The sequence below is a fragment of the Undibacterium sp. TJN25 genome (assembly GCF_049339885.1).
GTDB lineage: Bacteria > Pseudomonadota > Gammaproteobacteria > Burkholderiales > Burkholderiaceae_D > Undibacterium.
Window position 1 is genome coordinate 377,908 of record NZ_JBMPPM010000006.1, and the last position, 12,270, is coordinate 390,177.

Below are 12,270 nucleotides of genomic sequence, written 5' to 3' on the forward strand. Positions count from 1 at the left end.
TTCCATGTTGCCGGCCGCGCCTGGTGCCCGCATTCAAATCTCAAATCTCAAATCTCAAATCTCAGATGCCAGGTTCAGGCGCGGCTTCTTTCTCGCTCCTGCAATTCCCTCCACTGCAGCTTGCCGGTGGAAGATTTCGGCAGTGCATTGACGAACTCGATGATGCGCGGACTCTTGTACGCGGCCATATTGTCGTGCGCCCAGGCGATGATGTCCTGTTCGCTGACGGTGCCGCGATAAGCCTCCCTTAATACGACGACGGCTTTCACCGTCTCGCCCCGCTTGGCGTCCAGCGCGCCGATGACGCAGGCTTCCTGGATGGCGGGGTGCCGGTACAGCAGCGTTTCCACCTCCGCCGGCCATACCTTGTAGCCGGAGGCGTTGATCATGCGTTTCAGGCGGTCCATCATGAAGTAGTAGCCGTCTTCGTCTATCATCGCCAGGTCGCCAGTACGCAGGAAGCGTTTGCCGCCGATGTCGATGAAGGCTTCGCGCGTGGCATCGGGATTGTTCCAGTAACCCGACATCAGGTTGGGCGCGCTGATGACCACTTCGCCGACTTCGCCCGCCGGCAGTTCATGGAAATCGGCAGGGTCCACTACCAGCGACTCCACGCCGTAGATAGGGATGCCCAGGCATTGCTTCTTGGGCCGCGCTACCGGATTGATATGGGTCGCCGCCATCGTTTCCGACATGCCGTAGCCTTCGATATAGGCAACGCCGACTACGTCCTTGAGCTTTTGTGCAACGGCCTCCGGCATTGCCGCGCCGCCGCCGCGTATCACGCGCAGGCTGGACAGGTCATAGTCTGCTATGCCGGGATGCGCGAGCAGGTCCACCACCATCGTGGAGATCAGCTGCATGCTGCCTACCTTGTAGCGCTGTATGCATTCTGCCGCCGCCTCCCGGTCCCAGCGCGGCAGCAGCACGATGGTGCCGCCCTGGTACAGCGGCCCGCTCATGCTGCCCTGCATGCCGGTGACATGGAAGAAGGGCAGCACCGATAGCGATACCGTATCCTGGTTCACATTGAACCACTGCATGCTGCCGGCGATGCCGGCCATCACGCTACGGTGGGTGTGCATGCAGCCTTTCGGGTTGCCTGTGGTGCCGGAGGTGTAGGGCATCACGCACAGGTCGTCCGGGCCGGCCGTCAGCGGGCCGGGGCGCAAGGCGCTCTCCAGCATATCGCTCCACAGGCGTACGCCCTTGCCGCTGATCTGCCTGCGTGGCGCCTGGACGAATTCCGGCACCCGCAGATCGGTAGGGCGTTTCAGGTAATCCGAGTAGGCGGCGACCAGTATATTCTCCAGGCCTTCTTCCAGCAAAGGCTGCATCTGCGGATACAGGTCCTGGGCGATGATGGCTGCCGTTGCACCGGTGTCCTTGACGTAGTGGCGCAGCTCTTCCGTCAGGTTCATCGGGTTGACCGGCACTACCACCGCATTGGCGCGCAGGATGCCGTAATAGGCCAGCACGAATTGCGGGCTGTTCTGCATGTACAGCAGCACGCGGTCGCCGCGCTTGACCTTGCATTCCTGTTCCAGGTAGCCGGCGATGCGTTCGGCCTCGTCGCGGAACTCGGCAAAGCTTACCGGCGTGTCGTAGAACAGGATGTAGGGTTTATCGGGAAAGCGGGTGGCGGATACTTCCACGTTGTAAAACAGATTCGTCTGAGGCACGGTAATGTGCTGCGAATGGTTGACGGGCCAGTAAGCAAAATGACGGTTTGACATGGGTGAAAATCCATTACGTGTGTGCGTGAGGCGCATCCGCCGGAAATCTCCGGCGGCCGAACAATATCATACCAATATCATACCAATATAATGCCAATATCATACCGCGCTGATGCCGCCGTCCACTGCCAGCGCCTGGCCGGTGATGTGGCGCGATGCTTCCGAGGCCAGGAACACGACGGCGCCTTTCAGGTCCTCATCGCCGCCGATGCGGTGTAGCGGTGCGCGCGCGATAACGCCTTCGGCTACTTTTTCCAGCAGGCCTGCAGACATCCTGGATGGAAAAAATCCCGGGCATATCGCATTGACGTTGATATTGTACTTGCCCCATTCCGAGGCCAGCGCACGCGTGAAATTCACGGCCGCGCCCTTGGACGTGTGATAGGCGATGGTGCTGATATTGGTGGCGCTGCCGCGCAGGCCGGCGACCGAGGCGATGTTGATGATCTTGCCGGCATTTTTCGGGATCATGCAGCGGCGCGCCACTTCGCGCGACAGGAAAAAGACGGAGTCTACGTTCAAGCCCAGCACCTTGCGCCACGCTTCGTCGGGATAATCCTCTGCGGGTGCGCCCCAGGTGGCTCCGGCGTTATTGACCAGGATGTCGATGGTGCCGAAGGCCTGCACCACTTGTTCCACCAGGCCGGGTATCTGTTCGGATTTTGCCAGGTCGCAGGCAATGGTCAGGACTTCATAACCCAATTGTTCCAGATGGGCCTTGGCGGTAGCCAGCTCGTCTGCCTTGCGCGCCGTCAGCGCCAGCTTGCAGCCCATCTCGCCCAGCGCCTCGGCCATCTGCAGGCCCAGCCCGCGCGAACCGCCGGTTACCAGGGCAACGCGCCCCTCCAGGCTGAATAATTCTTTGACACCCATGACACCCTCCGCAATGCAGTGAACAGCAGGATCCGGGCTGGCCTTGGCTGCATCGTGTCGCGGCCCTCTGCTTGGGGAAGAGGGCGTCTGCACGCAAGGCGGGATGCCGGAGCGGCGATGATGCAGTTCTGCATGGTGAAATATATTTCCATCGTTCGCCGTCAATCTTAGCAGGATGGGCGTGCCGGTGTAAAGCAGGGAGGGCACGGTTTAGATAAGATGGTTTGCCTATCCACCTAGAAGAAAAAGGAAATTTTAGTGGTATGGGAATGCTGATGCGTAAAATTTGCAGGGATTCGAATCCCCTTGGGGACGCCAAAACCGGAAGGCGCCGATTTTCTGCGCCATTCCGTGAGGGGGGTTATGACACCAGGTTTCTATGTGCTGTTTTTTACCAGTCCCAGCTGCATCAGGCTTTCGGCGGTAGCGATAAGGGCTTGCTCATTGGTGCGTGGCGACCAGCCCAGCATGCGACGGGCTTTGTCATTGCTGGCGTTCTTGTTCTTGCCGAGTTCGGGCACGATCTGTTTGGCCATAGGGTCTAACAGTGCAACGACGCGCACCAGCCAGTTGGGCAATTCCCTAACTGGCACTTTGCGCCCGGCTGCACCCAGGCGTTGCCTGAGCAGCCGGGCAATCTCGGCTACCGACATGTTGTTGCCGGCAACGGCGAGAAAGCGTTCACCGCTGGCGGCGGGGTCGGTCATTGCGCGGATATGCAGGTCCACCACGTCGCGCACGTCCACTATGCCGAAGTAAAGCTGCGGGCAGCCGGGCATGGCGCCGTCCATCAGGCGTTGTATCAGCAGGATGGACGTGGAATAATCCGGCCCCAGTGCCGGACCGAATACGCCCACCGGGTTGATGACTGCAAGCTCCAGGCCGCGACCTTCGGCGGCGATGAAATTCCATGCGGCGCGCTCCGCCAGCGTCTTCGATTTCACATAAGGCGGCAGATTCAGGCTGTCCAGATTGGTCCAGTGCGTTTCGTCGAAAGGGGTAGTCTGCGGTGCGTGGCCGTAGCCGATGGCAGCGAATGAGGAGGTCAGCACAACGCGCCTGACACCGGCATCGCGGGCGGCACGCAGCACGCGCAATGCGCCTTCCCGAGCCGGCACGATCAGCTCGTCTTCGTGCCTGGGTACGCCGGCGGGAAAGGGCGACGCCACATGCAGCACATAATCGCAGCCTGCTGCGGCCTCCGTCCAGCCTGCATCCTGTTCCAGGTCGGCGACGACGAAGCTCAGGCGCTGCCCGACTTCCACGCCGCCCTGCTTCAGCATGGCGCGTACATCGCTCTCGCGTTTCAGGCTGCGCACGCTGGTGCGCACCGTATGGCCCGCATTCAGCAGTTGGAGGATAGCGTGGCTACCGATGAAGCCGGACCCGCCGGTGACCAGGATTATGCTCATATTCGGCCCCTTGGCTAGAAAATGCCTATTCTAGCCACATATCCAGCCATGCTGTCCGTGATAGATGCCCAGGGCGTGCCGCTCAGGGATTTACGCCGTCCTGCGCGGTTGGTCGCAAGGCGTAATTTGCCGAATCGGAACTGCGCATCAGGATGAAGACCAGCACGCCGCTGACGGCCGCTATCAATGCTGCCAGGCCCATCAGCACAGAGAACGCCTGAGCGAAGCTCTGCTGGGCCAGCGCCAGCGCGGCTTTGCTGTGTCCCAGAGCCTGCGAGGCGGCTTCCGCATCTCCCGCCATGATTCTTTGCACGGTATCGGTGAAGGCGGCGGGTAATTGCAGCCCTGCGTCGCTCAATGATTGCTGCAGATAGCTGCCGGTGCGCTCGGTCAATACTGCGCCCAGGCAGGCAATGGCAAGCACGATGCCGGCAAAGCGTGTCGTCGTGCTGATGCCGGATGCCATGCCGGCACGCTCGCGCGGCACGCAGCTCATGATGCCTTTTTGCGTGTTGCCGTTCAGCAGGCCTGCGCCGCTGCCGGCAACCAGCATGCCCAGCGTGACGAGGATATATGAAGAAACATGTGCGGCGATGGCGATCAGCAGGTTGCCAGCGCACACCAGCCCCATGCCCAGCGCCATGACGTCATGCAGCGGCATATAGCGCGCCAGCACGGCGCCGACACGAGGGAACAGCATCATCGCCACGGCAAAAGGCAACATCGCCAGTCCTGCAGCAATGGCGGAGAATGCAAACGCGTTTTGCAGGTACAAAGGAAGGAAAGTCATCATCACCTGCGCCGATGTCGCATAACCGAACATCGCCAGCACCGCACCGACAAAGCGCGGCGCGCGGAACAGGCGCAGGTCGATCATCGGCCGTTTTTGCAGCAGCTCCACCGGTACGAACAGGGCCAGCAGCAACACGCCGCCCAGGCAGCCCAGCAGCGTAGTCCGGCTGCCCCAGCCTGCAGCGCTGGCGTTGATCAGCGTCCAGATCAGGCAGCACAGGCCGCCGCTCAGCAGCAGGCTGCCCCAGGGATCGATGCGGGCTGCGCCCGGATCGCGGGATTCACTGACGTGTCGGAAGACCATCGCCGCCAACAGCACGCACACCGGCAGGTTGAGCAAAAAGATCCAGCGCCAGCCAAATAGCTGGGTAATGAAGCCACCGAGCAATGGCGCGACCGTCATCGATACGCCCATGCAGGCACCCCATACGGCCCAGGCTTTGGTGCGTTCTTCTTCCGTATGAAAGGCATGGCCTATCACTGCCAGCGCGGACGTCAGCAGCAAAGCCGCCCCCACGCCCTTTAGTGCGCGCGCCAGTTGCAATACGTCCGCAGACCAGGCCAGGCCGCATAGTAGCGAGGCGGTGCCGAAAATGGACAGCCCGGTCAGCATCACCCGTTTGCGGCCGTAGCGGTCTGCCAGGCTGCCCGCGGGCAGCAGCAGCGACGCGAATGCGAGCATATAAGCGCTGACTATCCATTCAATATCGCGGAAGCCGGCATGCAGCGAACGCGCCACCGAAGGCAGTGAGACCGCCACGATATTGGTGTCCAGCACGATCAGTGCGCACACGCTGGAACAGGTCAGCAGTACCAGCCGGCTGGCGCTCTTGTCGGCGGCTTGCTCAATGGCCATATCTTTTCCTTGGGATCAAAATGGGACGTATTCTAATCCTGGCTATAATTATCCCTATTACACATTAATCGTGTTTTAATTTCTCTGCAGTTAATAATCAAGGGGTGTGACTTTGGAGCTTCGGCATTTTCGCTGCTTCGCCGCAGTAGCAGAAAACCTGCATTTCAGCCGCGCGGCTGAACAGCTGGGTATTTCGCCGCCGGCGTTGACCAAGCAGATACAGGAGATTGAACGCGTGCTGGAAGTGCGTCTGTTCCTGCGCACCAAGCGTTCCGTCAGCCTGACGTCCGCCGGCGAGGTTTTCTGGGAAGAGGTGCGGCGTACGCTGGAGCAGGCGGCACACGCCGAGGATGTCGCCCGGCGGGCAGGGCGTGGAGAAATCGGCCGCATCGAAATCGGTTATGTAGCATCCGCCTCTTACTCCGGGCTGCTGCAGGCCGAAGTTGCTCGCTTCCGCAAAGCGTATCCGCAAGTCAGCATCAATCTGGCCGAAGCCGCAATGGATACTTTGCCGCTGATGGTCAGCAATGGCAATCTGGACCTGGCCTTTGTCCGTCCGCCGATCGCCATACCTGCCGACGCCGTCATGTCCACTTTGCTGCATGAGAAATTTGTCGCGGCATTGCCCGAGCTGTCGCCGCTGGCGCGTTTGCCGTCATTGCGTCCGGCCGACATGGCAGGGCAACTGTTCGTGCTGCCTGAACAGGCATCCGGCACGATCGAGGTAGGCCGGCGCGGGCGCTTTTCCCCGCGCACGCATCAAAACGCAGGCGGGCTGGTGGCAGTCATTACACTGGTGTCGCTGGGACAGGGCGTGGCCATCGTGCCGGCCTCTGTCGTGGACCGCATCCGTATGCCCGGCGTGGTATTCCGGGAAATTGCGGGCAAAGAAATCCCGTCCGAAATTGCCATCGTCAGCCGGCGGCATGAGAAGTCTCCGGTGGTGCGCGCTTTCATACGCCAGACGAAGCCGGCGAAGCAGTAGGGGGAAACCAATTATGTCTTGGCATCCCGGCCGACAGCTTCTCCCATCAGGCTGGACATCGTGGACATCAGCGTATCGGTAAATTCTGCCATGGCGGGGCTTTTGCTGCGGCCCCGCTTGGTAATGCGGTACAGGCCCAGCGATACGGCCGGTTCGGTGAGAAGGTCGCAGCGCACCTGATGCCGACGGCTGGCCAGCAAGGCGAACGAAGGGACGATGGCCACCCCCATGCCGGCCGCCACCATTGCAATCAGCGTCTCAAAATAGTTGAAGGTCAGCTTGTCTTCATTGCCGCGGCCTATCGCTGCCAGGTGGCTTTCCACCAGCTGCTGTATCGGATTATCGGCGGGCAGGCTGATCAGCGTGTCGTCCTTTAACATCGGCCAGCGGACTGTGCCGACTTTGCCTGCCTTCGCGCCATCGGCGGGTTTGACCCGCATCAGTTGGAACGAATGTAGCAGGCTGCGTTCTATGCCTCTTGCCGCCTTGAAAAAAAAGCCTATTCCCATATCCGCCTCGCCACTATCCACCAGTGCCTGCACCTGCTTCAGATCGCAGTCGACCAGATGAATCGCCACTTCAGGATGCAGCAGGCGAAAACGCTGGCAGATGGCCGGCAGCAGGTTGGACGCTACCAGCGGCGTGGCGGCAATGCGCAGCGTGTGCCGGGCCTGCTCTCCTATTTCACCTATCTGGACGGCTGCGGCTTCTATCGCTTCCAGCGCCCGCATTGCCGCCGGCAGGAATTTTTCTCCGGCCCCCGTCAGCGTCACGGTGCGGGTGGTGCGGTCAAACAGCCTGGCGTCCAGCTGGGCTTCCAATTCACGCATCATCACACTCAAGCCGGCTTGAGTCAGGTGCATTTTTTCTGCCGCGCGGGTGAAATTACCCAGCCTTGCGGTCAGCAGAAAGGCTTTCAATTGCCGGGACGAGATATTCATAGCGGCCTACTCATAAACATTAATTGTTAATTCATATCATATTCAAATTTCCATAATAGCAGAATCGGGTGTGTAATGACGGCTCTTCGCGCCGGACTGTAAAGCAGGCGGGATAAAGCAGGTGGATCAAGCAGGCGATATAAACCAAGACCATGGCCCACATCGGTGGAAGAGGCAGGGGCGAGAATTGAAAGGAAACGAGATGCAAAAAGAGTGTGAGGTAGCGATTATCGGCGCAGGGGTGGGTGGACTGACGCTGGCGCTTTGTTTGCACCAGGCCGGCATTTCCTGCCGCGTCTATGAAGCGGCGGAGCAGATCAGGCCGCTGGGCGTGGGCATCAATGTGCTGCCGCATGCCGTACGCGAGCTGGAGCGTTTGGGCCTGCTGGACAAGCTGGCGGCAGTGGCTGTTACGACGAAGGAGTCGGCATTCTTCAACAGCCACGGCCAGTTTGTGTACAGCGAACCCGCAGGCCGCCTGGCAGGCTACCACTGGCCGCAGTTTTCCATCCATCGCGGCGACCTGCAGATGGTGCTGCTTGAAGCAGTGCGCGAGCGCATGGGGCACGACGCTGTGCTGGAAGGCCATCGCTGCCTGCGCTATGAGCAGGATGCCGAAGGCGTTACCGCCTATTTTGACGACGGCAAGGGCGGCCCTCGTGCAGAAGTGCGCAGCACGGTGCTGATTGCCTGCGATGGCATTCATTCCGTGGTGCGCAAGAGCCTGTATCCGGAGGAAGGGGCACCGCGCTATTCCGGTGTCAACATGTGGCGCGGCTCGGTTGCCTGGAAGCCTTTCCTGAGCGGCGCCAGCATGGTGCGCGCAGGGTGGCTGACAACAGGGAAAATGGTGATCTATCCGATCCGCGATGCCATTGATGCCGATGGCAACCAGCTGGTCAACTGGGTGGCTGAAATAGAGGCGCCGCAGCCGGCCAGGCGCGACTGGAACAATAAAGGACGCCTGGAAGACTTTTTCCCTGCCTTTGCAGACTGGTCGTTCGACTGGCTGGACGTGGCGGCAATGATCAAGGCGACCGATCTTATCCTGGAGTATCCGATGGTGGATCAGGACCCGTTGCCGCGCTGGAGTTTCGATCGTGTCAGCCTGCTGGGCGACGCTGCCCACCCGATGGTGCCGCGCGGTTCCAACGGCGCCGGCCAGGCCATCCTTGATGGACCTTGCCTGGTGGAGCAGTTCAAGCTGCACGGCATTAATCCGCAGGCATTGAGCGCTTATGACGAGATTCGCCGCACGGCGACCGCAGAGGTGGTGCTGATGAACCGCAAGGCGCCGCCGGATGCCATCTTGCAGGAAGTGCATGAACGTACCGGCGGCAAGGCTTTCGGCAGCATCGACGATGTCATCAGCCAGCAGGCGCTGAGCGATATTTCAAACCGGTATAAAAATGTTGCGGGACTGAACCTTGACATTCTGAACCAGAGAGGAACGGTGGCGCCATGAACCAGCGCGAGGCTTTTTACCAAGAGATATCCGGCCTGCACATGACGCCGCTGTGGGAATCACTGCATGCGCTGGTGCCGAAAGAGCCAAGCACGCCTTGCGTACCGCAGTTGTGGAATTATGCGCAGCTGCGGCCTTACCTGAAACGGTCCGGCGAACTGATTACTGCAGAAGAGGCAGTAAGGCGTGTGCTGATCCTGGAAAATCCTGCACTGCCGGGACAGTCCAGCATCACGCAAAGCCTGTATGCCGGCCTGCAATTGATACTGCCGGGTGAAGTCGCGCCCAGCCACCGGCACACGCAAAGCGCACTGCGTTTCATCGTGGAAGGTTCCAGCGCCTACACGGCGGTGGACGGCGAACGCACGGCGATGCATCCCGGCGATTTCATCATCACGCCGTCATGGACTTTCCATGACCACGGCAACCTGCCGCAACAGGATGGCGGAGAAGCTGTCGTGTGGCTGGATGGCCTGGATATTCCCATGCTGCGTTTCTTCGATGCCGGCTTCGCCGAAAACTACCCCGAAGCAGTGCAGCCGGTACTTCGCCCGGAAGGCCATAGCTTTGCGCGTTTTGGCGCCAATATGCTGCCGGTGAAATACGATGCGCCGTACGGCGCGACTTCGCCGGTGTTCAACTATCCGTACGAGCGCAGCCGGAGCGCGCTGCAAAAGCTGGCCGACGACGGCCCGCTGGACGCATGGCATGGCGCCAAGCTGCGCTACGTGAATCCTGCGACAGGCGGCTGGCCGATGCCCAGCATAGGCGCTTTCATGCAGCTGCTGCCCGCCGGCTTCAGTGGCAAGCCTTATCGCAGTACGGACGGCACAGTATTTTCCGTTGTCGAAGGCAGGGGCAGGGCGACCATTTCACGCGGCGAGCAATCGTGGTCGTATGAGTTCGGCCCGCGCGACCACTTCGTGCTGCCTTCGTGGCACACGATAGAACTGGCAGCCGATGCCGACACCGTGCTGTTCAGCTTCTCCGACCGTCCGGTGCAGCAGGCGCTGGGCATCCTGAGGGAAGAGCAACTGGCATCCCGATAATTTTCCAGAATATTTTTTTTGATACTGTTAAGAATAGAAACCATCATGAGCTATGTTTTTGAACCCGCCGCCATCACCGCCGTGCCCGTTGCCGGCAGCGACAGCCTGTTTCCAGTCCGCCGCATCTACTGCGTCGGCCGCAACTATGCTGAACACGCACAGGAGATGGGCTTTACCGGCCGCGAGCCCCCATTTTTTTTCGCCAAGCCGACAGATTCCATCGTCGTTGTAAAGCCGGGCGAAACCGTTGCCATTCCCTATCCATCACAAACCGCCAATTTGCATCACGAGATTGAGCTGGTGGTCGCGATCGGACGACAGGGCTCCGATATTGCCGAGGCCGATGCGGCGCAGTACATCTTTGGCTACGCCGTCGGCCTGGACATGACCCGGCGCGACCTGCAGATGGATCTGCGCAAGGCCGGCCGCCCCTGGGAGCTAGGCAAGGCCTACGACCAGTCTGCGCCGATAGGACCGATTACACCGCTGGCAGCGAGCGGAGAGGTTAACGCCGGCCGCATCTGGCTGGATGTCAACGGCGCCAAAAGGCAGGACAGCGACGTGCGCAAGCTGATCTGGAACGTCAATGAAACGATAGCCTATCTTTCCCGATATTTCGAACTCTACCCGGGCGACCTGATCTATACCGGCACACCGGAGGGAGTGGGCGCCGTGCAGAGCGGCGACGTGATGACGGGCGGCGTGGAAGGCCTGGGGCAATTGAGCGTTGCTATACGCTGAGGGGCTGACAGGTTATTAAGCTGCTGCCGTACCCCTGCCAAAAAAAATAGATCATAAAAACATATAACGGAGACGCCGATGGATATGGCTCATACAATTAACGTTCGCAGTTTCATCGATGAGCGCAAGTTCGGGAAATTCCAGTTTCTCGTGGCGGCGATGTGCGCACTCGTGGTTTTTCTTGATGGATTCGATACACAGGCAATAGGCTATGTGGCGCCTGCCATCATCAAATCCTTCCAGGTCAGCAGGGCATCGCTGAGCCCGGTATTTTCGGCCAGCCTGGTCGGGCTGATGCTGGGCGCCTTGCTGGGCGGACCGGTGTCCGACCGTTTCGGCAGGCGTCCTGTGCTGCTGGCCGGCCTGATGTTCTTCGGGGTGATGTCGCTGCTGACTGCGGCCGCAACGTCGATCAATAGTTTGCTGGTGCTGCGCCTGCTGACCGGGCTGGGGCTGGGCTGCGTGATGCCGAATGCGATTGCACTGACCAGCGAATTCTCGCCGGAACGGACGCGCTCCACCGCCGTGATGGTGATGTTCTGCGGCTTCTCGCTGGGCGCCGCGCTGGGCGGGTTGGTGGCCGCCGTCCTGATCAAGGATTTCGGCTGGCAGTCGGTATTCGTGGTCGGCGGCGTGCTGCCTTGCCTGGCGGCAGTGCTGCTATGGTTTTGTCTGCCTGAATCGGTCAGCTTCCTGGTGGTGAGCGGTAAGCGCGACGCAAAAATTTTCAGCATCCTCAGCAAGCTCGATCCGGCTTTTGTGGATGGCGCTGCCATTCGTTTCGTCGCTGATGGAAAACAGTCTGAAAAATTCCCTGTCAGCCAGCTGTTTTCTGACAAGCGCGCCTTGCTGACTTTGTTGTTGTGGGTGGTCTTTTTCATGAGCCTGATGGACCTGTACTTCCTGTCCAACTGGTTGCCCACCATCGTCAACGACGCCGGCATTGCGGTCGGCCCCGCCGTGCTCATCACGGCCATGCTGCAGGTGGGCGGCACGCTGGGCACGCTGGTGCTGGGACGGGTATTCGACAAGGTATCGCCGTTCCGCGCGTTGGCAGTGATTTATTTTCTGGCGGCCGGCTTCATTGTGCTGGTTGGCACAGTAGGTAATTCCGTTCCCATGCTGGTCATCACCATTTTCGGCGCCGGGTTTTGCGTGGTCGGCGGCCAGATCGGCGCCAACGCACTGGCCGCAAAATCCTATCCGACCGCAATCCGCGCCACCGGTGTGGGCTGGTCGCTGGGAATAGGCCGCATAGGCTCCATCATCGGCCCCATTGCCGGCGGCTTGCTGCTGTCCCTGCAATGGGAAACGCATGAGGTCTTCCTGATCGGTGCGATTCCCGTCTTCATCGCCGGTATCTGTGCATTCATTATCAGCCGCTTTCCGGCGGCAAAACCTTCTTTGTAGAAAGAGCCAC

Annotated in this window: 10 protein-coding genes; 5 read left to right on the forward strand and 5 right to left on the reverse strand. The window is 60.2% G+C overall.

The genetic code is table 11. The features are described 5' to 3' along the window. Nucleotides 1–74 precede the first annotated feature (74 nt). The 4 genes from ACO0LO_RS17400 to ACO0LO_RS17415 all read right to left on the reverse strand — a co-directional run bounded on the left by ACO0LO_RS17400 (nt 75) and on the right by ACO0LO_RS17415 (nt 5,669). Nucleotides 75–1,736, reverse strand: a complete 1,662-nt coding sequence (locus ACO0LO_RS17400; protein WP_422965689.1) for a long-chain fatty acid--CoA ligase — start codon at nt 1,734–1,736, stop codon at nt 75–77. Between the two features lie 99 nt (nt 1,737–1,835). Beyond that, complete coding sequence (locus tag ACO0LO_RS17405; protein WP_422965691.1) at nt 1,836–2,609, reverse strand: SDR family oxidoreductase; 774 nt, start codon at nt 2,607–2,609, stop codon at nt 1,836–1,838. Nucleotides 2,610–2,986: 377 nt separating this feature from the next. Next, nucleotides 2,987–4,021, reverse strand: coding sequence for an SDR family oxidoreductase (locus ACO0LO_RS17410; protein ID WP_422965693.1), 1,035 nt, complete (start codon nt 4,019–4,021; stop codon nt 2,987–2,989). An 82-nt stretch (nt 4,022–4,103) separates the two neighbouring features. Further along, entirely contained in the window at nt 4,104–5,669 is a 1,566-nt protein-coding gene (locus tag ACO0LO_RS17415) for an MFS transporter (protein WP_422965695.1), read from the reverse strand. Nucleotides 5,670–5,781: 112 nt separating this feature from the next. Between ACO0LO_RS17415 and ACO0LO_RS17420 the strand changes: the two genes are divergently transcribed. Next, on the forward strand, nt 5,782–6,654 hold the full coding sequence (locus ACO0LO_RS17420; RefSeq protein ID WP_422965697.1) for a LysR family transcriptional regulator: 873 nt from the start codon (nt 5,782–5,784) through the stop codon (nt 6,652–6,654). Between the two features lie 11 nt (nt 6,655–6,665). Here the strand turns inward: ACO0LO_RS17420 and ACO0LO_RS17425 are convergent, their stop codons facing one another. Next, nucleotides 6,666–7,595: a LysR family transcriptional regulator gene (locus ACO0LO_RS17425; protein ID WP_422965699.1), complete on the reverse strand. Its 930-nt coding sequence runs from the start codon at nt 7,593–7,595 to the stop codon at nt 6,666–6,668. Nucleotides 7,596–7,797: 202 nt separating this feature from the next. Between ACO0LO_RS17425 and ACO0LO_RS17430 the strand changes: the two genes are divergently transcribed. The 4 genes from ACO0LO_RS17430 (at nt 7,798) to ACO0LO_RS17445 (ending at nt 12,260) form a co-directional block, all read left to right on the forward strand. Continuing rightward, nucleotides 7,798–9,060: a flavin-dependent oxidoreductase gene (locus ACO0LO_RS17430; RefSeq protein WP_422965701.1), complete on the forward strand. Its 1,263-nt coding sequence runs from the start codon at nt 7,798–7,800 to the stop codon at nt 9,058–9,060. Then, nucleotides 9,057–10,109 carry a gentisate 1,2-dioxygenase gene (gtdA, locus tag ACO0LO_RS17435; RefSeq protein ID WP_422965703.1) on the forward strand — a complete coding sequence of 351 codons (1,053 nt, stop codon included), beginning with the start codon at nt 9,057–9,059 and terminating at the stop codon, nt 10,107–10,109. Before ACO0LO_RS17430 ends, gtdA begins: the two co-directional genes overlap by 4 nt. 45 nt (nt 10,110–10,154) lie before the next feature. Next, nucleotides 10,155–10,850, forward strand: a complete 696-nt coding sequence (locus ACO0LO_RS17440; RefSeq protein ID WP_422965705.1) for a fumarylacetoacetate hydrolase family protein — start codon at nt 10,155–10,157, stop codon at nt 10,848–10,850. 84 nt (nt 10,851–10,934) lie between these two features. Then, complete coding sequence (locus ACO0LO_RS17445) at nt 10,935–12,260, forward strand: MFS transporter (RefSeq protein ID WP_422965707.1); 1,326 nt, start codon at nt 10,935–10,937, stop codon at nt 12,258–12,260. Nucleotides 12,261–12,270: the final 10 nt, after the last annotated feature.

Excerpts from the sequence above, each read along its gene's own strand:
- ACO0LO_RS17415 (WP_422965695.1), bottom strand. The coding sequence starts at position 5,669 with ATGGCCATTGAGCAAGCCGCCGACAAGAGCGCCAGCCGGCTGGTACTG.
- ACO0LO_RS17400 (WP_422965689.1), bottom strand. The coding sequence starts at position 1,736 with ATGTCAAACCGTCATTTTGCTTACTGGCCCGTCAACCATTCGCAGCAC.
- ACO0LO_RS17440 (WP_422965705.1), top strand. The coding sequence starts at position 10,155 with ATGAGCTATGTTTTTGAACCCGCCGCCATCACCGCCGTGCCCGTTGCC.
- ACO0LO_RS17425 (WP_422965699.1), bottom strand. The coding sequence starts at position 7,595 with ATGAATATCTCGTCCCGGCAATTGAAAGCCTTTCTGCTGACCGCAAGG.
- ACO0LO_RS17405 (WP_422965691.1), bottom strand. The coding sequence starts at position 2,609 with ATGGGTGTCAAAGAATTATTCAGCCTGGAGGGGCGCGTTGCCCTGGTA.
- ACO0LO_RS17445 (WP_422965707.1), top strand. The coding sequence starts at position 10,935 with ATGGCTCATACAATTAACGTTCGCAGTTTCATCGATGAGCGCAAGTTC.
- gtdA (WP_422965703.1), top strand. The coding sequence starts at position 9,057 with ATGAACCAGCGCGAGGCTTTTTACCAAGAGATATCCGGCCTGCACATG.
- ACO0LO_RS17430 (WP_422965701.1), top strand. The coding sequence starts at position 7,798 with ATGCAAAAAGAGTGTGAGGTAGCGATTATCGGCGCAGGGGTGGGTGGA.
- ACO0LO_RS17410 (WP_422965693.1), bottom strand. The coding sequence starts at position 4,021 with ATGAGCATAATCCTGGTCACCGGCGGGTCCGGCTTCATCGGTAGCCAC.